Source organism: Sphingomonas sp. STIS6.2 (assembly GCF_000732685.2).
In the GTDB taxonomy this organism is placed as follows: Bacteria; Pseudomonadota; Alphaproteobacteria; order Sphingomonadales; family Sphingomonadaceae; genus Sphingomonas; species Sphingomonas aerolata.
This window is the reverse complement of the sequence record NZ_JPDP02000022.1, coordinates 36,888-57,711: the sequence shown is the minus strand read 5'-3', so window position 1 is coordinate 57,711 and position 20,824 is coordinate 36,888. Positions and strand designations below refer to the sequence as shown.

Genomic DNA, 20,824 nt, shown 5'->3' with positions numbered 1-20,824 from the left:
TAGAATTTACATGGGCATTTTTTCCCGCACCCGCGACATCGTCGCCGCCAACTTCGCCGACCTCATCGAAAAGGCGGAGGATCCGGCCAAGATGATCCGGATGATCATCCTGGAGATGGAGGAAACGCTGGTCGAGGTTCGCGCCTCCGCCGCGCGCACCATCGCGGACCAGAAGGAGATGCGCCGCCATATCGCCAAGCTGGAACAGCTCCAGGAAAACTGGACCGAGAAGGCCGAGCTCGCGCTGAGCAAGGACCGCGAGGATCTTGCCAAGGCTGCGCTGGTCGAACGCCAGAAGGCGTCCGACATGGCCGAGCAGCTCAAGGCGGAAGTCGGCGTCCTCGACGACGCGCTCAGCGCCTCCGAGGCGGACATCGCCAAGCTGCAGACCAAGCTGCGCGAGGCGCGGACCAAGCAGAATGCGGTGCAGACGCGGCTGGAAAGCGCGAACAACCGCACCCGGCTTCGCGAGATGTACAACGGCCCGAAGACGCACGAGGCGTTCAGCCGCTTCGACATTCTCGACCGCCGCGTCGACGAGGCGGAGGGTCGCGCCGACGCAATGGGGCTCGGCGTCGTCAAGACGCTCGAGGAAGAGATCGCCGAGCTGCGCAGCAACGACAAGGTCGATGCCCAGCTCGCCGCGCTCAAGGCCCGCCTGAAGAAGGACGACTGAGATGGATTTCGAAGGACTCGTCGCCATTCTCGGCGCGCTCGTCGGGCTGCCCTGGCTGATCCTGCATTATGTCACCAAGTGGAAGACCGCACCCAAGATCACCGATGAGGACGAACGACTGCTCGACGAGATGCAACTTCTCGCCCGCCGACTCGAGGACCGGGTGCTGACGGTCGAGCGGATCATCGCCGCCGACAATCCCGACTGGAAGCCCGGCCTCGGCACCAGCCAGTCGTCCTACCTGTCCGATCGCCAGGCTGACCGCACGATCGACACCCGCTTTGAACGCAACATGGATCGGAGGAACTGAAATGTCCGCCAGCCGTACCCAATTCTACCTCGACAAGCAGAACGCCAAATGGAAGGGCGTCTGCGCCGGGATCGCCGACTATACCGGGATCGATGTCCTGATCGTCCGCGTCTCGGTCGTCCTGCTGACGCTGGCCGGGGGCTTTCCCTGGACACTGATCGCCTATTGGCTGGTCGCGTGGATGGGACAGCCAAAGCCGTTCGGTCTGTACGAAACACCCGACGACGCGAAGTTCTGGCAAGGCGTCCGCTCGAACCCGAAGCGCTCGACCGCAGAGGTCCGCAGCAAGTTCCGCGACATCGATCGTCGTCTCGCCGACATCGAAACGCACTATACCAGCCGGAGCAGCAGCAGCCTCGCGGCAGAGATCGACAGCCTGCGCTGAGACGCGGCGTAGACGGGGAGAATGATGATGAATTGGGGTGGACCGGGTTTCGTCGTCGCGATCATCGCGATCACGACGATGGGATGGGTGATCAACAACTGGATACGCGCAAAGCACGGCTATGCGCTGGAGGATGAGTGGAGCGGGAAGACGCACCGGGTCGACCCGAAGGACGCCCGCAAGCTGGAACTGCTTTCCGGCGAGAACGAGCGCCTGACCGGCCAGGTTTCCCGTCTCGAAGAGCGGATTGCCGTTCTTGAGCGCATCGCCACCGATCCCGCGGAGCGTACCGCCCGCGAGATCGAGGCTCTCCGCCTCCAGCCGCGATAGAGGACGCCGCCATGATCAGCCCCCTGCTCATCCCCATTCTCGGCATATCCTGCGGCCTGCTCGCGATCTTCGGCGGCGTCTTCGTCAAGCCCTGGTTCGCCTATCGGCAGCGCCGGATGGAAATCGATGCCCAACTCGTCGCCGAAAAGTCCGCACAATATGCGGCACAGAATGAACGTCTCGAACAACGTGTGAGGGTGCTGGAACGGATCGTCACCGATCGCGGGATCGGCCTGGCGGACGAAATCGACCTGCTCCGCGACGAGCGCCCCCTAAACTAGACCCGTATTCAGGAGCTGACCGATGAATCCCTTCACGATGGTCGTCTGTATCGTTTTGATCGTGGCGGTCTCCCGCGTGCTCCGGGCGCGATACCATGCGCAAGGATCGCTCTCCGCCCCGGCGGATACCGCCGACACGCTGCGTCTGCGCGACGAGGTGCGCCAGATGAAGGAGCGCATCCAGGTGCTCGAACGCGTCATCACCGACAACCACAAGAGCGTCGATCTCGACCGAGAGATCGAGCGGCTCCGCGACCGCTAGGAGGAGGCGGACATGACCGAACCGAACGTCTATATCACGCTCGCGCTGACCGGCCTGGTGGCGCTCGCGATGATCGTCACCGCGGGACTCGCCGGCTGGCGCGGCTGGCTGTCGATCAGGCGCCTGGAGATCGACCAAGCGCACGACACCGGCCTGCCCGTGGCGGTGTCGACTGGCGCGCGCATCGAGATCGCAGACCTGAAGGAACGCATCAAGAAGCTGGAGGCGATCGCCGCCGGGGTCGACCTGTAGCGCGGCAATCGTGTCCTGCCGCACGCGCAGCGGTTGCGGGCGAGATGACGCGGGAGTACCGCGACGCCATGCCCAAGCTAGCCGATATCCATGAGGAATATGACTTCCTCGAACCCGACGACCGCTACCGCCTTCTGATCGACCTCGGACGCGATCTCGAACCCATGCCCGATGCCCTGAAGACCGATGCGACGCTGGTTCGCGGCTGCTCGGCATCCGTGTGGGTCTATCCGATGAAGACCGACGACGGCCGGCTCCATTTCCTCGCGGACTCGAACGCCGCGATCACCAAGGGGATCATCGCGCTCGTCCTTCAAGCGGTGCAGGACCAACCGCCGGCGGCGATCGTCGCGACCGACATCGGTGCGGAACTGGCGCCGTTCGATCTCGGCAAGCAACTCAGTTCGAACCGGACGCAGGGAATCCCGAACATGATCGCGTTGATCCGCGAGACCGCCGAACGCTACGCCAGCTAGGCGGCCTTGAGGCCGTCTTCCACCCGGGGAGGGCACGGCGGAGAGGCATCACCCCCGCGCAGCGTCGTTACGATCTCGCCAACGTCGGCGCCGGCGGGGACCAGCATCCACCGATCGGGCTGGGCCGCATCGATCATCACGACCGCGTTCTTCGGGCAGACCCCGAGACATTTGACCTCGACCACGCCGCGGTCGGCCTTGCGCCCCTTCTTCAGCCCGAGGGCGGCGCGCAACAGCTTGGCGAGCGGCGTGCGGCGCTTGTCGCCAAACCCGCCCGCGAGCTTCTTCGAACATTTGCCGCAGACCAGCACGCTTCCCTGCCAGCGGCTCGCCAGCACGCGGATCACGCCGGCTTCCACGTCCGTGCATCCTCTGCGGCGCGCAAGACCTCGTAAGCGGCCTGGACACCCTGGAACCGTGTTGCTGCATCATTGTCGCCCGGACGCACATCGGGGTGATTGGCCTTGGCCATTCGCCGCCACGCGGCACGGACATCCTCGAACGTCGCATCAGGTTCGAGCTGCAGCACTTCAAGCGCGCGCATCTCGTCGCGCGACCGGCTGCCGTCGCCCGACCCCGCCCAGGCATAATGCTTCGGATCCGCATAGCCGTCCGCGGTACGCGTCTCCGCCGCCTCGCGCTCGGCAGCTTCCTCGGCGCTCAGACCTTCGAAATAATTCCAGCCGCGATTATACTCGCCCGCATGCGTCATGCAGAAATACCAGCGGTCCGGGCTGTTGGGCGATTTCGGCGCCGGGCAATTGCCGGGTTCGTTGCAGCCGTGCCGGTCGCACAATCGAACCGTCACCGCCTCGCTGCTAGAGCCATAGCCGCGCCACCGCGGAAATCCCCAATCGGGTGTACGTGTCGTGCTTCGCGCCATAGCCGTTCGAGATAGGCGTCCCCACCGACAACGCAACCGCGTACCGCACCGCCAAACGATCAAGCCACGCGGCCGCACCTGCGGCCGGGACCGACATTGCGCCTTGAGTCAGGAGGCGTTCATCGCCTAATGAACATGAATAAATTGTCATCTGGCATAGGGTAAAGCGTCTGCTCCGGGCGCATCCCGGCCGACGTCGCGGCGACAGGAGCCCTGGTGCAAACTCTCATTCCGAAGCTAAGCACGTGGCGGGCCGATCTGCCCGCGTCGATCGTGGTCGCCCTTGTCGCCCTGCCCCTGTGTCTGGGCGTTGCGCTTGCGTCAGGTGCGCCGCTGTTCGCAGGCGTCATCGCCGGAATCGTCGGCGGCATCGCCGTCGGGCTCTTCTCAAAATCTCCCTTGTCGGTCAGCGGACCGGCTGCAGGCTTGACCGTGATCGTCCTCGCAGCGATCGAAAGCATGCCGAGCTACCAGATGTTCCTGATGGCCGTCGTGCTGGCGGGCGTGCTTCAGATCGGCTTTTCGCTGACGCGCGCGGGTATTCTCAGCGAATTCGTGCCCTCCTCGGTGATCACCGGGATGCTGGCCGCGATCGGCCTGATCCTTATCCTCAAGCAGATTCCGCACGCGGTCGGCTTCGACCGCGAGGCCGAGGGGATCTTCGAATTCTCCACCGCCAACGGCGTCAACACCTTCTCGCGAATCATCGACAGTCTGAGCGCGAGCGTGACCCCCGGTGCGATCCTGATTGCCGGGATCAGCCTGGCATTCCTGTTCTGGTGGGACGGCGCGAAACCGAAGAATGGCCCGCTCCGGTTCGTCCCCGGCCCGCTCGTCGTCGTCCTGATCGGCGTGCTCGGCAACGCGCTGCTGGGCGCGGTCAAGCCTGATTGGCAGCTCCAGGCGACACATCTCGTCCAGGTACCCGTCACGCAGAAGCTTTCCGAATTTCCCACGCTGTTCACGCTCCCGGACTTTTCCGGCATCAGCATGGGCATCGTCTGGACAACTGCGGTCACGCTCGCAATCGTCGCGAGCTTGGAGTCGCTGCTCAGCGTGAAAGCGGTCGACGAGATCGATCCGCGCCGTCGCTCCACCGACAAGAACTGGGAGTTGCTCGCGCAGGGCGGGGGTAACATCCTGTCGGGCATGATCGGCGGGCTTCCCGTCACGTCGGTGATCGTCCGATCGTCGGCCAATGTCGACGCCAAGGCGGAGAGCAAGCTTTCGACCATGCTCCACGGCTTCTGGCTGCTGATCAGCGTTGCACTGATCCCGTCGCTGCTTAACCTGATCCCGCTCTCCGCGCTTGCCGCGGTGCTGATCGCGACCGGTTACAAGCTGACCAAGCCGAAGCTGTTTCTGGAACGCTACAAGCAGGGCTGGACGCAGTTCATCCCCTTCGTCGTCACAGTCGGCGCGATCCTGTTTACCGATTTGCTCGAGGGCATCGTGATTGGCATCGTTGTCGGCTTCGTATTCGTCATTGCACGCAACTTCCGTACCGCGATCACCTTTGCCTGCGATGGCGACGACTGCCTCGTCCGTGCGCGCCGCAACCTGTATTTCATCCACAAATATGAATTGCAGAAGTCGCTGAACCGCGTGCCCGACAATACCCAGGTGCTGATCGACCTGTCGTCGACCAGTTATGTCGACCTCGACAATATCGACATCATCAACGCGTTCATCAAAGGCGCGGAATATCGCGGCATCACCGTCAGCCTGCGCGGCGATATCGCCGGCAAGCGTGCCGCGTTGATCAACGCGCCATCGAGCGAGGTTCTGTACACATGAGACGCTACAAACAGCTGCTGCTCGCCAACAAGGCCTGGGTCGCAGAGCATACCGACGAGAATCCCGATTTCTTCAGCCGCCAGACGGTCGGCCAGAAGCCGGAATTCCTGTGGATCGGCTGCTCGGACAGTCGCGTCAGTCCCGAACAGATGACGATGACTCAGCCGGGCGGGATGTTCATCCACCGCAACATCGCCAACCTCGTCAACGATCACGACCTGAACCTCATGTCGGTGCTGCAATATGCGGTCGACGTACTGAAGGTGAAGCATGTCATCGTCTGCGGCCATCACGGTTGCGGCGGCATCATGGGTACGCTGCAAGGTGGCCTGGACGGTCCCGTCGACGAGTGGCTCGATACTGCGCGCGAAGTGCTGCGCGATCACCGCGACGAGATCGATGCGCAGCCTACCGAAGAGGCCAAGGTCAATCGCTTCGTCGAGGTCAACGTCCGCGACCAGCTCGTTCGCCTCGCGCGCACCAGGACTGTGCAGGATGCGTTCGCCAAGGGGCAGGAACTGGCACTGCACGGCTGGGTCTACGACATGCGTGACGGCCATATCAAACCGCTCATGGAGATCGCCGCCGACACGGTTCTCGACGAGATTGGCAGGCCTGACAAGGTGCTGGTCTGACGTCAGTCCCTCCTCCGACGGGGAGGGCAGGATCATCCCGGCATCTTGAACCGGACATTCTGGGAAAGCCCGCCGCAGCCGACACCGCCATCGGGGCGAAACGTCTTCGTATATCGGGCGCCCGCGACGGTCTGCGTGCCGGCCTTGGTGAAAACGAACGGCGGATAGCTGAGCACCGCGCGCTCGTTAAACACCTTGCCGTCCGGCCCCACATCGAACTGCGTCCGGGTCCAGCCTTCGAATCCCCAAATGCGGGCTTCATCCGGAAACGTGCCGCCGGCCGAAAGGAATCGGGGCGGGGCATCAAGGATCGCGCACTGGCTGGCCGCCAGCCCCGACCGGTTGAACGTGGCACGTGCCGCCACCGGATCCCCCGCCTGCTGCTGTAGCGACGCCAGCCGGATCAGCGCACCGACACGCATCGGGTCGTTTGCTGCCAAACCCTTGTCGTCCGCGACCGCCTGTAACGGCGCCACACGCCGGCTTCGGCTCTTGGTCGAATCCGCTATGAGCAGTTGCAGCGCCGATCGCGCTTGCGGATCCTGCGCATAACCGCGCTTCGACAGCAGCGGCGTGATAGCGCGGGCATAGGCGCCCTGCTTCCAGCTATCGGCACTTTCGGTCTCACGCACACGGATGTCGAGCGGGAGCAGCGCGATCGGCGGGGCGCCGTTTGCCTGAGCAATAGCGAACGCCCGCTGCGCCAGCTCATGCGCCTCCTCACGACCCACGACCGCGTTGCCAACGAGCTGGTACAAGGGTGGCAGCGTGGCGAGCGATGTCGGCCCCGACTTGCCCTCCGCCGCCGCGAGTGCGGCACGTTGCCCGACGATGGCGGCGGCATCCGCGCCACGTTCGCTTACCGGTAGCGAAAGCCCCTTGGACTCGAGCCAGGCCGCCATGTCCGCGTCGAGAAACTTGGTGATCGACGGTCGCTCGAACGCGGTCGAGCAGCGCATCTCGACGCGGATATTGTAGCGGAAGAACGCGGGAAAGGATTTGGTCTGCTCGGGCGTCCATGACCAGTCGCGGACGGCACGCGCAAATTCGAGCGCCACCGCGCCACCGCCTGCGGCATAGATGGGCGAGACGCCGCGCACCACGCCGTCATTGTCGATCGTGAACTCGACGACCGCCATGTCCGCAGGCCTCAGATCGGCCTCGCCACCGCAGGCGGGTACCTCCATCTGTACCGCCGGATCAAACTCCCCCTTGCTCAACCGGCCCGCGCCGGTCATCGCCATGTACCGGCGGGCCTCTTCGCTCTTGCCCGCCAACAGTGACGCGATCGCCGCATCTGACCGCGCAGAAACGTCGCGCGAATCGGTCTGCGACGTCATCCCGCCATAAAATTTGACCGCCTCAACCGCTTGCGTCCGCGCCTGTTCATACTGCCCCCGGTTCAGCGCCAGAATCGCGCGACGCCGCGCAATCAAAGCCTTTACATCCGCATCGGCAGGGGCCGTCCGGACGAGCGCATCGACCTTCGCAAGGGCCGCATCCGCGGCGGCGGGATCGGTGAACGTCGTCGTGTCCGCCAAAGACAACAACGCCGCGACCTTCAGCGACGCGCCGTCCGCCGCAGCGGCGGCGCTAGCAAACGAGACGCTCGCCCCCGCATAATCGAGCGCATTCTGCGCAATGAGGCCCAGATCATAATAGGCCCGCCACCGATCCTCGGCGAGCGTCGGATCGTTCGCGGGCAACAGGGCGAGGCCGTCGCGCGCCGCGGTCACCGCATCGTCCGACCGGTCGAGCTTGAACAGCGCCGCACTCTTGCGGATCAGCGCAATCCCCCGGCTCCGCGATCCGGGCTTGGTTCGCGCCTCGAGTGTCGTCCATGCCGCCAGCGCAGCGGGCCTGTCGCCCTTCGCATCCAACGCTGCTGCCGCTTCGAAATCCTGCTGCACTGTGGTTACGGGCCCCTGCGCCGTAACCTACGCGGCGACCGCCGCCATCAAAACGCCTGCGCCCATCAGTCCTGCCCGGTCGATACGCATTACATCCCCCACGTCTTTTGGGCAGTCTGCATGCGATCGGGAAAGGATGCCAGAGGGTCTGTAAGCCGGGTTCTGTCCATTTCCGACCCTTCGGTCGAAAGTTAGGCGACCATTCCTCTAGGACGACGGTTGCCCGCCGCCTCAAGCAATCAACCCGGGTGACGAGCCGGAACGAAGCCCATGTGCCACCCCTATTCGATCTTGCTCCCGGTGGGGTTTGCCATGCCGCCCCTGTTACCAGGCGCGCGGTGCGCTCTTACCGCACCCTTTCACTCTGACCGCCCCGGCTTGCGCCGAGGGTTGGCCGTCTGCTCTCTGTGGCACTGTCCCTGGGGTCACCCCCGCCGGGCGTTACCCGGCACCGTCGTTCCGCGGAGCCCGGACTTTCCTCGCGGATGCCATTACAACACCCCCGCGGGCGCCCGACCCTCTGGCGCGCCGATCCCTAGTCGTCACCCATCGGTTTGGGAAGCAGCAAAGCGAGCAGGATGCACCGGCATTCCGCATCGATCTCGCCGTCCACCAGCTCGGGGCGGAACCGGCGCTGGAACGCCATGATCGCCGCCATCCGGTTCTCCACGTCGTAGCCGAACCGTTCGAGCGCAAGGCAGAACCCGCCCTCCGTCCAGCCGGGATCCATCAGATTCTTGGTCGGCCGCGGCAGCGCAAGCCGGCGTCGCGCCAGTTCGTGCCACGGGAACAACTCGCCGGGATCGCGCTTGCGCGTCGGCGCGATGTCGGAATGACCGACGATGTTACCCCGCGTGATCTCGTGGCGGTCCTTGATCTGCGCCACCAACGGCAGCAGCGCGGCGATCTGTTCGGGCGGGAACGGGCGATAGCCGAACTCATGCCCAGGATTGACGATCTCGATGCCGATGCTTGCCGAATTGACGTCCTCGATCCCGCGCCAGTGTGACCGTCCCGCGTGCCAGGCCCGCTTATCCTCGGCGACCATCCGCAGGACGGTCCCGTCCTCCTCGATCAGATAATGTGCCGACACCTTCGCGTCCGGATCGCGCAGGCGGGCGATCGCGGACGGGCCATCCTGCATGCCGGTATAGTGCAATACGATCATGCTGACAGGCAGCGTTCGGTCGTCGAAATTCGGTGACGGCGTCTCGATGATCGTCAAGCCAGCTTCCCCTCCAGCCGGTCCGCGCGTGCGGTCCGGATCGTGACGATCGCGACGCCGAGCATCGCAACGCCTCCGCCTGCAAGCATCAATAGCGTCAACGGGTTGCCGAAGTAATAGGCTGCGGCGAACACCGAGATTATTGGTGCGGCGAGCGTCATCGGCGTGACCACGCTGACCGAATGACGCTGCAACAGCCATGACATCGAGCCCTGGCCGATCACCGTCGATCCGATCGCGGAAAACGCCACCCAGCCGACCGTGCGGAGCGGCAGGTCAGGGATCGCGCGCATCGCCGCAGGCTCGGTGATCATCGCCACGACCGCCATTACCAGACTCCCCATCAGACCGACCCAGGCATAGATCGTCAGGACCGGCACGCCGACGAGCCGCCGCTGGATCAGCGAGGTGATCGCCCAGATCAGGCTTGCCAGCGCGGTCAGCGCAAGACCGGCGCCCTCGCGCGCTGCCGACGGATCGAAGACCAGCAGCACCACTCCCAGGATCGACAGGCCTATCCCCAGCATCCGGAGCCAGTGGATCCGTTCGCGAAAAACGACGATCGCGAGCAGCAGCGCGAACGGAACGCCGAGCTGGCCGGCGATCGCCAACGCGCCGATATTGGTCGCGACCGACAGTGACAGATTGATCACGAGATAGAAGATGCCGCCCGACAACAGTCCGAGCAGTGCCAGCGTCGCGGTCCGTCCCGGCACCAGCCGGAACCAGCTTGCGCAGACCGCAAACACGATGACCTGGCGCAGGAACCCGGCCGTCATCGGCGCGATTTCCGTCACCGCCATCTTCACGGCGATGATGTTGAGCCCCCACAGCACGTTCATCACGACGACGATCGCAAAGTCGCGCAGGCCGAACCGATGCGTCGCTGGAGGTGCGGCCTGGATCGTCATCCCCCAACGCTTGCCGGGATCGCACCGCGATGTAAACTGCCGCAGCACTCTATCGCGGGATCAGGACCCGGGCGCGCGAAGCCGCGGATCGCCAGTGCTTGACGACGGCGTTTCGTAGAAGCCGCGATAGCGCTGGCTGGGCTCGAACAACGGGGTCTGCCCGCTCACCGTCTCCCCCGCGCCCATCACGAACAGGCCGCCGGGCCGTAGTGTCCGTGCGATCGTCGAGAACACCCGCAATTTCGTCTCCGCCGTCAGGTACAACAGGACATTGCGGCACAGGACCAGGTCGAAACGTCCTGCCGGCGCCGCATCGGACACCAGATTCACCCGCCGAAACGTGACCAGCTTCACCAGCTCAGGCTTGGCGACCCAGTCTGCGCCGACACCGTCGAACCACCGCATCATCCGACGGATCGGTAACCCGCGCTGAATCTCGAACTGCGTGAAACGCCCCGACCGTGCGCGGGCGATTGCGGCGCCCGAAACGTCGGTCGCGACGATATCCGGAACCGGCGCACCAGTCGTCTCGTGCCGCTCGGCGAACAGCATCGCCAGTGACAGCGGCTCCTGCCCGGTCGAACATCCCGCGCACCAGATCCGGATGCGATGACCGGCGGTCTCGGCATCCGCGATCGCCGCGACGAGGTGCTCGAAGACCTGCGCGTCCCGGTAGAAGGACGTTTCCTGGTTCAGCAGCGCGTCGACGATATGCTCGCCGATCTCCCGATCCTTTCCGGCCAGCAACTGCGCAACCAGCTCATCAAGGCTGCCGAGCTGGCGTTCACGCAACAGCGGCTTGAGCGCTGTATCAAGGCGCCAGGAGCGATAGGCCGCGATCTGCTGTCCCGTCCGCGCTTCTAGCAGCGCGGTCAGCACGTCGATCGTCGCCTGGGAGGCCGCCGTTGCCGGTGAGGATGACGGCGCCGTGGTCGGCATGCTCCGCCCGCGCAACGCTGACGCGCCCATCATGGACGGCGCTGCGACGCGATGAGCCGCCCGATCGCCTCGGGGGGCAGTATCGCCGCAGCGACACCCGACGACACGACTGCGCCCGGCATGCCCCAGACGACCGACGTCGTCTGATCCTGAGCGACCACGCTGCCGCCGGCGTCGTGGACCTGTCGCGCCCCCTCCGCACCGTCACGGCCCATGCCGCTCAGCATGATAGCCAGCGCGCGCGCGCCAAAGACTTGGGCGACCGATCCCAGCATCGGATCGACTGAGGGGAGGCAGCCGCTGCCGACGACGCCCTGCCTGAGGCGGATCGCGGCACCGCCGTCGCTCAGCCGCACGCAGGTCATGTGGGCGTCGCCGGGGGCGATGAACAGGCGGCCGGGGCGGATCCGCAGGCGGTCGGTCGCGACGTCGCACGGCCGGCCGGACAGGACCGTGAGTTGTGCCGCGAAATACGGCATGAACGACGCGGGCAAATGTTGCGTGATCAGGATCGGCAGCTGGAACGTGGCGGGCAACTCACGCAGCAACTGGCTCAGTGCGTGAATCCCGCCGGTCGATGCACCGATCGCGACGATGTCATAGGCGTCGCCGACCGCGACGGAACGGCCTTGATCCGCAGCACCCCGGCCGCACAGCGGCTCAATTGCGGCCGTGACGTTGCTCGCGCTTCTCAGTCCCGACGCGCGGGTAGGCACGATCGCGGTCGGGGCTTCACACAGGCGTTCGAGCTTTTCGACCAGTGCGGTTGCAAAGCGGCCAGACATCCCGCTGGCGCCCGGCTTCACCAGCGTTTCCGCCGCCCCCAGCGCGAGCGCCTGGACCGCTGCCGCACCGCCCTCATCGGCGGAGGAGGAGACGATCAGGATCTTGGCACCCTGCCCCGCAGCGATAAGGTCCGGCAAAGCGGTCAGTCCGTCGACCCCCGGCATTTCAATATCGAGCAGGATGAAATCGACCTCAGCGGAGCGCAGGAACTCGAGTGCGGCTCCCGCATTGGCAACCGCGCCGACGACGGTGAACTGCGAGCTCGCGTCGATCAGCCGCGCCATCACCGCGCGGGCGACCACCGAATCATCGACGATCAGGACGCGCGCGACGGCGGACGAAGGCGACCGCGGCAGCGGTGGAAGGGGCAGCGAGGCGGCCACGGCGTCGTAAGACCCGCTCAGGCCATGCCGACGATTTGCAATTTCGATGCGAGGGTTTCGCGGTCGAACGGCTTCATGACATATTCGTCGGCACCCGCCTCGATCGCGGCGCGGATATACGCCATGCCGTTCTCGGTCGTGCAGAAGACGACCTTGGGACGCTGCGTGATATCGCTGTCGCGCAGCGCTCGCAGGAAATCCATGCCGCTCATGACGGGCATGTTCCAGTCGAGCAGGATGACGTCCGGAACCGACTCCAGACAGCACTGGAGCGCCTCCTGGCCGTCACATGCCTCGCGAACGGTAAAATCAAGCGTTTCGAGGATGTGACGCGCGACCTTGCGGATCACCTTCGAATCATCAACGACAAGACAGGTCTTCATGGAAAGCCTTCCGGGGTGATCATGGCGCCCGCCTTAGCCGGCAAAGCGTAAGCACCGGGTTAAGCGCGCGCGAGTTGGCCGCCGTTCAGGCGACGAGCGCGGGCAAGGACGACGGCACCACCGCGGCCAGGTCGAGCACCAGCATCGGCTCGCCATCGCGATCGACCAGCCCCGACGCCGCCGCCGCCCAGCCGTGGTTGAGCGCCAGCCCCGACGACAGCGGCAGCCGCTCGAACGGCGCGACATCCTCGAGCGAGTCGACCAGGATCGCATAATCATGCCCGTCGACCTGCGTGATGACCGCCCGTCTGGCGGTTTCGGGCGTCGGCGCGAGCCCCAGTGCAGTGCCGGTATCGATCACCGTCACAACCCGACTGCGAAGCGCGGTCAGCCCGCGGATCGCCGCCTCCGCCTGCGGCACCGCGACGACATCACCGATATCGACGACCGAGCCGACCTGTTCTGCCGGAATCGCGACGCCGCGCCCGGCGATATGCGCGATCAGAAACAATTCCATCAGCGCGCTCCCCCACTCGTCACGGCGCGAATAGAGGGTGCTGAATCCTCTTGTTGCGCGCCGGCCTGCGCCGCGACCCGCCGCGCGAGTTCCTCGATCAGGGCCGGACGATCATAGCGATAGATGCTATGGTCCTGCGCGCTCGCGCCCTCCCGATTACGGCGCAGCGTGACGATCGGGGCGGCGACCGCCTCGACCGGTCCATCCTCCATCGCCAGCGCGACCGCAGGCGTCTCGCCCGCGGCGAGGCGTGTCACACACCGATAGCCCGACGCCTCGAGCGCGGGTTTGAGGAACGTCTCCATCCACCCGCTGCTGTCGCTCTGCAACAGGCAGACCGGGCGCGAGGCGCGCCGGACCGGCTCGCCCGCGAACAACGCGTGCGGATCGATCAGTTCGACCTGCTCACCGCCGATGATCACGACGCCCGCGATCGGCCCGCCGCCATTAGCCGGCGCCATTTCGGGCGGCAATTCGACGATCTCGATGGCCTCCGCGATCGCATAGGCCATCTCGCTGTCGCCATCGGTCAGACGGAGTACGGCGACCTCTTCCCGGTCGCCGATCACGCCAACCGAATGCAACGGCACGATCGCCCCGCCGATGGCGAGACGCAGCGCGCCCGCCGTAAAGCTGATCGCCGACGTCGCCACCGGTTCGACCCGGTCGATCACCGCCAGCGCGATCACGCGGCGCTTGCCGTCCAGATCGTCGAACAGCAGCGCCTGTACGCCGGCGACGCTGTCCGCCGCAGCTTCGTCGTGCGCGACCGCGAGGGCGGAAAACCGCAGCCCCGCGACATGCGCGATCCCCGCTCCGTCGAGCAGCAGCATCGGCAGGCCGCTGTCGGGCAGCGTCTGGCCGGCATAGACGCCTGTCGCCATCACGTGCGGCGAAGCAGGTTTGACGACCAGTTCCTCCGCGTCGAGCACATCGTCGACGCCGAGCGCATAATCGCCTTCGCGGGTCGACACGATCACGAGCGTGCCCGGGTCATGGTCGCCCAGCCCGAACAGCGCGGCTAGCGAGACCAGCGGCATCCGCCGTCCCCTGACCGCGACGGCCGATGCATCTCCGATCGTGTCGATCCGCACCTGCGTTCCACGGACCCTGACGATCTCCTCGATCGACTGCCGCGCCAGCGCAAAACGCTGCGTCCCCACGCTGACGATGATCGTCGACAGGATCGACAGCGTCAGCGGCACGTGAATGACGATCCGAAGCCCGCGGCCGGGCATGTTGCACAGCGCGATGCGCCCGCCGATATGCTCGATATTGGCGCGCACGACATCCATACCGACGCCGCGTCCAGAGACTGTCGTGACCGTGTCGCGGCTCGACAGTCCCGCTTCGAACACGAGATCGAGTTTTGCGTCCTCATCCATCGCGCTGATCTGCGCTTCGGTACGCAGGGCCTGGTCCTTGGCCTTGCTGACGATCCGCGCAACGTCGATGCCACGTCCGTCGTCGCTGATCTCGATGAGGATCTGGTTGCCCGACTGGCGTGCGGACACGACGAGTCGCCCCGTCGCGGGCTTGCCCGCGGCCAGACGGTCGGCCGGCGACTCGATCCCGTGATCGACGGCGTTGCGGATGATATGTGCCAGCGGATCGCGAATCAGCTCGATCAGCTCGCGGTCGAGCTCGACGTCAGAGCCCTCGATCACCAGGTTGACCGCCTTGCCCAGTTCCGCGCTGGTATCGCGGACCATGCGCGGCAGCGCCGAGAACAGCGCATCGATCTTCTGCATCCGGGTCCGCGTCACCGTGTCTCGCATGTCGGCGACGGTCAGCGAGAGCCGTTCGAGCGCAGCATCAACATGCGGATCGCTGACGTTATCTCGCAATCGCCGCGCCAGTTCGTTGCGCGCGAGCACCATGTCGGACATGCCGCTCATCATCCGGTCGAGCAGATCGACGTTCAGACGGACACTGCGGCTGCTGGCCCGCACGGTTGCGACATGCACGGGCACGGCCGCCGGCGTGGCGTCCTCCGCCAGCGCCGTGATCAGCAGTTCCTCGCTTGCATCATCCAGCGCCGCGCCGGCATCGATCGCCTCGACGATCTCGCCGATCCGGTCGACGATCGCGAGCACGGCATTCACCAGCGCGGTGTCGGGCACGCGCTTGTTGTCCCGAACCGCCGCAAGCACGTCTTCAGCGGCATGGCTCAGCCGGGCCAGCCGGGGGATGTCGAGAAACCCGCAGCTGCCCTTCACCGTGTGAACGAAGCGGAAGATTGCGTCGAGCCGCGCGCGATCCGTCGGCGCCGCCTCCCAGGCGACAATCTCGCCCGACAGCGCCTCCAGCGTCTCGCGCGTCTCGGCTATGAATTCCTGTAGAAGATCGTCCATGCGGGCCCCGGAACGCGTGCGTCGGGCCCGTCATGACGAACAGGGGTTAAGGCCGCGTTAGGATCGCTCCTCCCCCACCGCACCACCGTATCCAGCCAAGTTATCGCGCGTTGAACACCGCACCGAAGATCATGACGCCGTCGGACGGTTCAAAGATCTGCATGCTGCCCCCGCTCTCGGCGACGAGCGTGTGCACCATATAAGCGGCGGCCGCGCGCGGCGTTACCGCAGTATCGCCAGGACCGTCGACCAGCGTCCGACGAATTTCGGGGTCCAGGACGAGCCGCGGCCCCTCGACCTTCACGACCACCTCGAGATGGCCGGCATTGTCCTCGCCGCCAATCTCCATCCGGCCGCCACGCACCAGCGATTCGCTGCCGATCAGCACCAAATTGAGCAGGACCTTGATCGCCGCCTTGGGCATCGTTTCCTCGTCCACGAGCCAGGCGAGCTCGATCCGCTTGTTCTCGGCGATCAGCCCTTCAATCGCGGACTTGGCCTCGCGGGTTGCGACCTCCTCGCCAAATCCTCCCGCAGCACCGAAGGCCAAGCGAAAGAATTTCAGCTTGCTCGCCGATGCGCGTGCGCTGTCCGCCAGCAGCTCCATGCACCGCGCACGCATTGCCGGATCGGCTTCGTCTGCCAGCAGTTCGAGCCCGTTGTTGAGCGCGCCGACCGGCGACAGCAGGTCGTGACACAAACGCGAACACAACAGGCTGGCAAAATCGACCGGGCTGACAGTCATGAATATCCTCTCGAAAACATGTGCCGTTCTGACCTCGCCACGATTGGCTGGCAAGCGGCAAGGCGCATCGTTGGCGCTTCGCGCTCTATGCTCGGCGGATCACGTCAAATTAGCACAATGGCAACCTCGGCAAATGCACCGGGGGCGTGAGACCGCCAAGCGCGGGCTTGCCTGCCGCCGATGATCAGCCAGATCGCTCCGTCGCCCATCGCCTGCGCGGCGTCGCACGGCGACGGCACGGGGTTGCCCGTGGGATGCGAGTGGTAATGACCGATGACCGCTGGGCCGCCGTGGCGCGCGCGACGATGCGCGGCCAGCAGCGCTGCAGGATCGATTTCGAAGCTGCGGGCGGGATGTTCCGCGACGTTCGCGCAAGGCTCTGCCGTTGCGATCGCATCCGGCGCGCCGAACAGCAGTCCGCAAATCTCCCCGTCCTGCGATGCCGCCGCCAGAGCGATAATCCTATCGAGGACGCTGCTTGAAATCGTAACGCTCATCGCCACATCGCTACCGCATGGACCGGGGGGTTGCCACGATTGAAGCGAGAATCGCCGCGGCGGCCGATGGATGGCGTCTCGACCGGGCGCTCGCGGATGCCGTCCCGACGATGTCGCGCGAACGTCTGAAGACGTTGATCGCCGCTGGCGCGGTATCGCAGGCAGGTCAGCCCTGGCGTGATTCGTCGAAAAAGGCGTCAGCCGGTCAGACCTTCGCGATCGCCGTCCCCCCGCCGACGCCGCTGCATAACGAGGCGCAGGACATCCCGCTCGTCATCGCCTATGAAGACGAGCATCTGATCGTCGTTGACAAGCAGGCGGGTCTGGTCGTGCATCCTGCAGCAGGCAATTTCGACGGCACGCTCGTCAACGCGCTGCTTCACCATTGTGCAGGCAATCTGTCGGGGATCGGTGGGGTTGCACGTCCGGGCATCGTCCACCGAATCGACAAGGATACGTCCGGGTTGATGATCGCGGCGAAGAGCGACCGCGCGCATGAGGGACTGGCCAAACAGTTCCACGATCACAGCATCGACCGTCGCTATCGCGCGATCGTCGGCGGGATCCCGCGCCCTTCCTCAGGGACCGTCGATGCCCCGCTGGCGCGCAGTCCGCAAAACCGGAAGAAGATCGCGATCGTCCAGGGCGGCAAACGCGCCGTCACGCATTTCACGACGCTGCAACCGCTTCGCGATGCCGCGCTGGTCGAGTGCCGGCTCGAAACGGGTCGCACGCATCAGGTGCGCGTTCACATGGCCTCGATAGGGCACGCCTTGCTCGGCGACCCGGTCTACGGTAGAAACCGGCCGGGTCAGAAGACGCTGCTCGAAACGCTTGGTTTCCGCCGTCAGGCCTTGCACGCCGCGTATCTCGGGTTCATCCATCCTATAAATAGTAACGCTTTGGCGTTCGAAAGCAGGATGCCTGCGGACATGCAGGAACTGTTCAGCGAGCTTCACGTATAGATATCGGACCCTGCCGCAGTGCGGTATGGTTTCGCAGAAAGGGAAGACTACCATGGCAGCCCGCTCTAACGTTCCAGCGACGATACCTGCGCTCGGCAGCGAGGCGGGTCTCAATCGCTATCTCGCCGAGATCAAGAAATTTCCCATCCTGCAACCCGAGCAGGAATATATGCTCGCCAAGCGGTTCCAGGAGCATGGCGACACCGATGCTGCGGCACAGTTGGTGACGTCGCATCTCCGTCTCGTGGCGAAGATCGCCATGGGCTATCGCGGTTACGGCCTGCCTACGTCCGAGCTAATCTCTGAGGGTAATATCGGCCTGATGCAGGGTGTGAAGAAATTTGAGCCGGAGCGCGGCTTTCGCCTCGCGACTTATGCGATGTGGTGGATCCGCGCGTCAATTCAGGAATATATCCTGCGCAGCTGGTCGCTCGTGAAGATGGGCACCACCGCAGCGCAGAAAAAGCTTTTCTTCAATCTGCGCCGGATGAAGAGCCGCCTCGATGCATTCGAGGACGGTGATCTGCGCCCTGAGCACGTGACGAAGATCGCCACCGATCTCGGTGTCGCCGAGACTGACGTCGTTAGCATGAACCGCCGCATGGCGATGGGCGGTGACACCTCGCTCAACGTGCCGATGCGCGAGGACGGTGAAGGCCAGTGGCAGGATTGGTTGCAGGACGACGCACCGCTTCAGGACAAGATCGTTGCCGACGCACAGGAGGCCGACGTCCGCCACTCGATGCTGGTTTCCGCGATGGACGACCTCAACGATCGTGAACAGCATATCCTGACCGAACGCCGCTTGACGGACGATCCCAAGACACTCGAGGAATTGTCTCAGGTTTATGGCGTCTCGCGCGAGCGAGTCCGCCAGATCGAAGTTCGCGCGTTCGAGAAGCTGCAAAAGGCTATGATGCGCATCGCTGGCGAAAAGCGCCTGCTCGCCGCTTGACGTCATGCGCACCGTCGTCATCGGCGGCGGTGCGGCCGGTATTGCGGCGGCGCGAACGCTGTATGACGCCGCGCATGATGTGTTGCTGGTCGAGGCGAGCGACCGCCTTGGTGGTCGGGCGCATAGTCTTTCGATAGACGAGTTATTGAGCCGCGAGAGCAGTGAGGCAGAGGCGAATCCTGTCCCTGCGGGGTCTAATGTCGATGCCGGTTGCGGGTGGCTCCACTCTGCGCAGCGCAACCCATGGACCGCGATTGCGGAGCTTTCGGGTTTCAGCGTCGACCGGTCGGACGCGAACTGGCGCACGCAATGGCGTAACCTCAGTTTTTCACCCGAAGAGCAGGCGTCCTCGTCCACTGCCTATCAGGAGTGGAACGCCCGCGCACTGGCGGCAGTCGACGGTCCCGACCGCGCCCTGTCCGAGTTTGTCGGTGTGAACGATCCGTGGCGGTCGAGGATCGACGCGATCTCAGGCTATGCGAATGGCGCGAACCTGTCGCAGGTGTCGCTCCATGACTGGGCCGCGTATGAAAATGCTGCATCGGACGATAATTGGACCGTGAAGCAAGGCTATGGCACGCTGGTCACCAGCCATGCCGCCGGTCTTCCGATCCGCCTCTCCACGCCGGTTACCCGTATCGACCATGGCGGTCGGCGGATCACGCTCGACACGCCGTCCGGGACGATCGACGCGGATCATGTCATCGTCTGCGTGCCCACCACCGTGCTTGCCCGATCGCAGATCAGGTTCGACCCGCCCTTGCCCAACAAGCATGCCGCCGCCGCCGACCTCCCACTCGGTCTGGCGGACAAGGTGTTCTTGCATGTCGATCGCCCGGAATGGCCGGCGAATGCGCATCTCGTCGGCAACCCCTATGCCGCCTGCACCGCCAGCCACCGCCTGTCGCCGTTCGGCTGGCCGATCATCGAGAGTTTCTTCGGCGGCGATTGCGCGGAGATGCTGGAGGATGGCGACGCCGCGGCGTTCGCGATCGATGAGCTGGTCGCCCTGCTCGGCAGCGACTGGCGCAGCCGCTTCACGGCGCTTGCCGCGACGCGCTGGCGCCACGTACCCTGGATCGGAGGCAGCTATAGCCATGCGCGGATCGGGTGCGCGGGCCAGCGCGCGGTGCTCGAAGAACCGGTCGATGGCCGGATCTTCTTTGCCGGCGAGGCCTGCCACCGCGAGGATTTCTCTACGGCGCATGGCGCATATGAAACCGGCGTCACGGCGGCGCGGGCGATCATTGGCGGGGGCGCGGTGATCGCATAAGGAGCGGCCATGGGCCTTATCCGCATCCTCGCCAAATTCGCGTTCGTCTTCGTCGTCGTGACGGTCGCCTGGGTCGGCCTGTACCGGTTCGTCCCGCCGCCCTTCACCTTCACGATGATGGGCGACCTGCTGTCCGGGCATACGGTGACGAAGGACTGGATGCCGTTGTCGGAGATGGATCCCGACATGGCGCGCGCCGCGATTGCGGGCGAGGATTCGGGGTTCTGTTCGCACAGCGGCTTCGACTTCAAGGCGATCGCCGGGGCTGCGGCGCGCAATGCGCAGGGCGGGCGGATCCGTGGCGGGTCGACGATCAGCCAGCAGACCGCGAAGAACGCGTTCCTGTTCCAGGGCGGCGGCTATGTCCGCAAGGCGTTCGAGGCGTATTTCACCGTCTTGATCGAGACGCTGTGGCCGAAGCGGCGGATCATGGAGGTGTATCTCAACATCGCCGAGACCGGGATCGGCACCTATGGCGCCAATGCCGGGGCGATCCGGTATTTCAACCACGATGCGTCGCGGCTGTCGGCGACCGAGGCGGGGCGGATCGCGGCGGTGTTGCCGCTGCCGAAGAAGCGGGCGGCGATCGCGCCGCGCGGTTTCGTCCGCCGCCATGGCAACACGCTGTCGCGCCGTGTCTCGACGGTCCGCACCCAGGGGCTCGACGGCTGCCTCCGCTAGGGGCCGGCAGCCG

The 20,824-nt window shown here is 65.1% G+C and carries 26 protein-coding genes and 1 other RNA gene; 14 read left to right on the top strand and 13 right to left on the bottom strand.

Translation table 11 applies throughout. The features are described 5' to 3' along the window. Positions 1-10: 10 nt before the first annotated feature. The 8 genes from pspA (at position 11) to sphst_RS03145 (ending at position 2,972) form a co-directional block, all read left to right on the top strand. Complete coding sequence (gene pspA / locus sphst_RS03180) at positions 11-676, top strand: phage shock protein PspA (RefSeq protein ID WP_031396334.1); 666 nt, start codon at positions 11-13, stop codon at positions 674-676. A gap of 1 nt (position 677) precedes the next feature. Beyond that, the gene (gene pspB / locus sphst_RS03175) at positions 678-986 is read left to right on the top strand and encodes an envelope stress response membrane protein PspB (RefSeq protein WP_043158492.1); all 309 of its coding nucleotides are present in this window, start codon (positions 678-680) and stop codon (positions 984-986) included. Position 987: 1 nt separating this feature from the next. After that, positions 988-1,371, top strand: a complete 384-nt coding sequence (gene pspC, locus sphst_RS03170; RefSeq protein ID WP_031396336.1) for an envelope stress response membrane protein PspC — start codon at positions 988-990, stop codon at positions 1,369-1,371. 27 nt (positions 1,372-1,398) lie between these two features. Continuing rightward, positions 1,399-1,701 carry a hypothetical protein gene (locus sphst_RS03165; RefSeq protein ID WP_031396337.1) on the top strand — a complete coding sequence of 101 codons (303 nt, stop codon included), beginning with the start codon at positions 1,399-1,401 and terminating at the stop codon, positions 1,699-1,701. A gap of 11 nt (positions 1,702-1,712) precedes the next feature. Beyond that, positions 1,713-1,982, top strand: a complete 270-nt coding sequence (locus sphst_RS03160; protein ID WP_031396338.1) for a hypothetical protein — start codon at positions 1,713-1,715, stop codon at positions 1,980-1,982. Positions 1,983-2,004: 22 nt separating this feature from the next. After that, a complete protein-coding gene (locus sphst_RS03155; RefSeq protein WP_031396339.1) occupies positions 2,005-2,244 on the top strand; it encodes a hypothetical protein in 240 nt (79 codons plus the stop codon). A gap of 12 nt (positions 2,245-2,256) precedes the next feature. Further along, complete coding sequence (locus sphst_RS03150) at positions 2,257-2,496, top strand: hypothetical protein (RefSeq protein ID WP_031396340.1); 240 nt, start codon at positions 2,257-2,259, stop codon at positions 2,494-2,496. A gap of 68 nt (positions 2,497-2,564) precedes the next feature. Beyond that, a complete protein-coding gene (locus sphst_RS03145) occupies positions 2,565-2,972 on the top strand; it encodes a SufE family protein (RefSeq protein WP_081874150.1) in 408 nt (135 codons plus the stop codon). On the opposite strand, the gene sphst_RS03140 is transcribed toward sphst_RS03145, so the two are convergent. Together sphst_RS03140 and sphst_RS03135 are read right to left on the bottom strand one after the other, a co-directional pair. Next, positions 2,969-3,319, bottom strand: a complete 351-nt coding sequence (locus sphst_RS03140; protein ID WP_107045174.1) for a hypothetical protein — start codon at positions 3,317-3,319, stop codon at positions 2,969-2,971. The genes sphst_RS03145 and sphst_RS03140 overlap by 4 nt on opposite strands. Beyond that, positions 3,316-3,855, bottom strand: coding sequence for a J domain-containing protein (locus sphst_RS03135; RefSeq protein ID WP_107045137.1), 540 nt, complete (start codon positions 3,853-3,855; stop codon positions 3,316-3,318). The genes sphst_RS03140 and sphst_RS03135 overlap by 4 nt, the downstream gene beginning before the upstream one ends. Before the next feature lie 216 nt (positions 3,856-4,071). Between sphst_RS03135 and sphst_RS03130 the strand changes: the two genes are divergently transcribed. Further along, on the top strand, positions 4,072-5,652 hold the full coding sequence (locus sphst_RS03130) for a SulP family inorganic anion transporter (protein WP_051916675.1): 1,581 nt from the start codon (positions 4,072-4,074) through the stop codon (positions 5,650-5,652). Continuing rightward, positions 5,649-6,287: a carbonic anhydrase gene (locus tag sphst_RS03125; protein WP_031396345.1), complete on the top strand. Its 639-nt coding sequence runs from the start codon at positions 5,649-5,651 to the stop codon at positions 6,285-6,287. Before sphst_RS03130 ends, sphst_RS03125 begins: the two co-directional genes overlap by 4 nt. Before the next feature lie 32 nt (positions 6,288-6,319). Here sphst_RS03125 and sphst_RS03120 read toward each other — a convergent pair whose 3' ends face one another. From sphst_RS03120 to sphst_RS03070, 11 genes are all read right to left on the bottom strand, one after another. Beyond that, positions 6,320-8,197 carry a hypothetical protein gene (locus sphst_RS03120; RefSeq protein ID WP_159043488.1) on the bottom strand — a complete coding sequence of 626 codons (1,878 nt, stop codon included), beginning with the start codon at positions 8,195-8,197 and terminating at the stop codon, positions 6,320-6,322. 135 nt (positions 8,198-8,332) lie between these two features. Next, an RNA gene (rnpB, locus tag sphst_RS03115) (RNase P RNA component class A) lies at positions 8,333-8,721 on the bottom strand. An 11-nt stretch (positions 8,722-8,732) separates the two neighbouring features. Then, entirely contained in the window at positions 8,733-9,365 is a 633-nt protein-coding gene (locus sphst_RS03110) for an N-acetylmuramoyl-L-alanine amidase (protein WP_081874152.1), read from the bottom strand. A 53-nt stretch (positions 9,366-9,418) separates the two neighbouring features. Further along, positions 9,419-10,333 (bottom strand): DMT family transporter, encoded by a 915-nt coding sequence (locus sphst_RS03105; protein WP_107045135.1) that lies wholly within the window; start codon positions 10,331-10,333, stop codon positions 9,419-9,421. Between the two features lie 60 nt (positions 10,334-10,393). Beyond that, the gene (locus sphst_RS03100; protein ID WP_234387279.1) at positions 10,394-11,272 is read right to left on the bottom strand and encodes a CheR family methyltransferase; all 879 of its coding nucleotides are present in this window, start codon (positions 11,270-11,272) and stop codon (positions 10,394-10,396) included. A gap of 29 nt (positions 11,273-11,301) precedes the next feature. Beyond that, positions 11,302-12,441, bottom strand: a complete 1,140-nt coding sequence (gene cheB / locus sphst_RS03095; protein WP_082446549.1) for a chemotaxis-specific protein-glutamate methyltransferase CheB — start codon at positions 12,439-12,441, stop codon at positions 11,302-11,304. Positions 12,442-12,458: 17 nt separating this feature from the next. After that, complete coding sequence (locus tag sphst_RS03090) at positions 12,459-12,824, bottom strand: response regulator (protein ID WP_031396352.1); 366 nt, start codon at positions 12,822-12,824, stop codon at positions 12,459-12,461. A gap of 85 nt (positions 12,825-12,909) precedes the next feature. Beyond that, positions 12,910-13,341 carry a chemotaxis protein CheW gene (locus sphst_RS03085; RefSeq protein WP_031396353.1) on the bottom strand — a complete coding sequence of 144 codons (432 nt, stop codon included), beginning with the start codon at positions 13,339-13,341 and terminating at the stop codon, positions 12,910-12,912. Then, positions 13,341-15,695 carry a chemotaxis protein CheA gene (locus sphst_RS03080; RefSeq protein ID WP_051916677.1) on the bottom strand — a complete coding sequence of 785 codons (2,355 nt, stop codon included), beginning with the start codon at positions 15,693-15,695 and terminating at the stop codon, positions 13,341-13,343. Before sphst_RS03080 ends, sphst_RS03085 begins: the two co-directional genes overlap by 1 nt. 100 nt (positions 15,696-15,795) lie before the next feature. Then, entirely contained in the window at positions 15,796-16,440 is a 645-nt protein-coding gene (locus tag sphst_RS03075) for a histidine phosphotransferase family protein (protein WP_031396355.1), read from the bottom strand. A 104-nt stretch (positions 16,441-16,544) separates the two neighbouring features. Continuing rightward, positions 16,545-16,937, bottom strand: coding sequence for a Mov34/MPN/PAD-1 family protein (locus sphst_RS03070; protein ID WP_031396356.1), 393 nt, complete (start codon positions 16,935-16,937; stop codon positions 16,545-16,547). A 17-nt stretch (positions 16,938-16,954) separates the two neighbouring features. Between sphst_RS03070 and sphst_RS03065 the strand changes: the two genes are divergently transcribed. From sphst_RS03065 to mtgA, 4 genes are read left to right on the top strand one after another with little or no spacing between them, the layout of a single operon-like run. Further along, entirely contained in the window at positions 16,955-17,902 is a 948-nt protein-coding gene (locus sphst_RS03065; RefSeq protein ID WP_031396357.1) for an RluA family pseudouridine synthase, read from the top strand. 52 nt (positions 17,903-17,954) lie between these two features. Continuing rightward, entirely contained in the window at positions 17,955-18,857 is a 903-nt protein-coding gene (rpoH, locus tag sphst_RS03060) for an RNA polymerase sigma factor RpoH (RefSeq protein ID WP_031396358.1), read from the top strand. A 4-nt stretch (positions 18,858-18,861) separates the two neighbouring features. Further along, positions 18,862-20,130, top strand: coding sequence for a flavin monoamine oxidase family protein (locus sphst_RS03055; protein ID WP_031396359.1), 1,269 nt, complete (start codon positions 18,862-18,864; stop codon positions 20,128-20,130). A 9-nt stretch (positions 20,131-20,139) separates the two neighbouring features. Beyond that, positions 20,140-20,811, top strand: a complete 672-nt coding sequence (gene mtgA, locus sphst_RS03050) for a monofunctional biosynthetic peptidoglycan transglycosylase (protein WP_107045134.1) — start codon at positions 20,140-20,142, stop codon at positions 20,809-20,811. The last annotated feature ends 13 nt before the right edge of the window (positions 20,812-20,824 follow it).

Excerpts from the sequence above, each read along its gene's own strand:
- pspA (WP_031396334.1), top strand. The coding sequence starts at position 11 with ATGGGCATTTTTTCCCGCACCCGCGACATCGTCGCCGCCAACTTCGCC.
- pspB (WP_043158492.1), top strand. The coding sequence starts at position 678 with ATGGATTTCGAAGGACTCGTCGCCATTCTCGGCGCGCTCGTCGGGCTG.
- pspC (WP_031396336.1), top strand. The coding sequence starts at position 988 with ATGTCCGCCAGCCGTACCCAATTCTACCTCGACAAGCAGAACGCCAAA.
- sphst_RS03165 (WP_031396337.1), top strand. The coding sequence starts at position 1,399 with ATGAATTGGGGTGGACCGGGTTTCGTCGTCGCGATCATCGCGATCACG.
- sphst_RS03160 (WP_031396338.1), top strand. The coding sequence starts at position 1,713 with ATGATCAGCCCCCTGCTCATCCCCATTCTCGGCATATCCTGCGGCCTG.
- sphst_RS03155 (WP_031396339.1), top strand. The coding sequence starts at position 2,005 with ATGAATCCCTTCACGATGGTCGTCTGTATCGTTTTGATCGTGGCGGTC.
- sphst_RS03150 (WP_031396340.1), top strand. The coding sequence starts at position 2,257 with ATGACCGAACCGAACGTCTATATCACGCTCGCGCTGACCGGCCTGGTG.
- sphst_RS03145 (WP_081874150.1), top strand. The coding sequence starts at position 2,565 with ATGCCCAAGCTAGCCGATATCCATGAGGAATATGACTTCCTCGAACCC.
- sphst_RS03135 (WP_107045137.1), bottom strand. The coding sequence starts at position 3,855 with ATGGCGCGAAGCACGACACGTACACCCGATTGGGGATTTCCGCGGTGG.
- sphst_RS03125 (WP_031396345.1), top strand. The coding sequence starts at position 5,649 with ATGAGACGCTACAAACAGCTGCTGCTCGCCAACAAGGCCTGGGTCGCA.
- sphst_RS03110 (WP_081874152.1), bottom strand. The coding sequence starts at position 9,365 with ATGATCGTATTGCACTATACCGGCATGCAGGATGGCCCGTCCGCGATC.
- sphst_RS03105 (WP_107045135.1), bottom strand. The coding sequence starts at position 10,333 with ATGACGATCCAGGCCGCACCTCCAGCGACGCATCGGTTCGGCCTGCGC.
- sphst_RS03100 (WP_234387279.1), bottom strand. The coding sequence starts at position 11,272 with ATGCCGACCACGGCGCCGTCATCCTCACCGGCAACGGCGGCCTCCCAG.
- sphst_RS03090 (WP_031396352.1), bottom strand. The coding sequence starts at position 12,824 with ATGAAGACCTGTCTTGTCGTTGATGATTCGAAGGTGATCCGCAAGGTC.
- sphst_RS03085 (WP_031396353.1), bottom strand. The coding sequence starts at position 13,341 with ATGGAATTGTTTCTGATCGCGCATATCGCCGGGCGCGGCGTCGCGATT.
- sphst_RS03080 (WP_051916677.1), bottom strand. The coding sequence starts at position 15,695 with ATGGACGATCTTCTACAGGAATTCATAGCCGAGACGCGCGAGACGCTG.
- sphst_RS03075 (WP_031396355.1), bottom strand. The coding sequence starts at position 16,440 with ATGACTGTCAGCCCGGTCGATTTTGCCAGCCTGTTGTGTTCGCGTTTG.
- sphst_RS03070 (WP_031396356.1), bottom strand. The coding sequence starts at position 16,937 with ATGAGCGTTACGATTTCAAGCAGCGTCCTCGATAGGATTATCGCTCTG.
- sphst_RS03065 (WP_031396357.1), top strand. The coding sequence starts at position 16,955 with ATGGACCGGGGGGTTGCCACGATTGAAGCGAGAATCGCCGCGGCGGCC.
- rpoH (WP_031396358.1), top strand. The coding sequence starts at position 17,955 with ATGGCAGCCCGCTCTAACGTTCCAGCGACGATACCTGCGCTCGGCAGC.
- sphst_RS03055 (WP_031396359.1), top strand. The coding sequence starts at position 18,862 with ATGCGCACCGTCGTCATCGGCGGCGGTGCGGCCGGTATTGCGGCGGCG.
- mtgA (WP_107045134.1), top strand. The coding sequence starts at position 20,140 with ATGGGCCTTATCCGCATCCTCGCCAAATTCGCGTTCGTCTTCGTCGTC.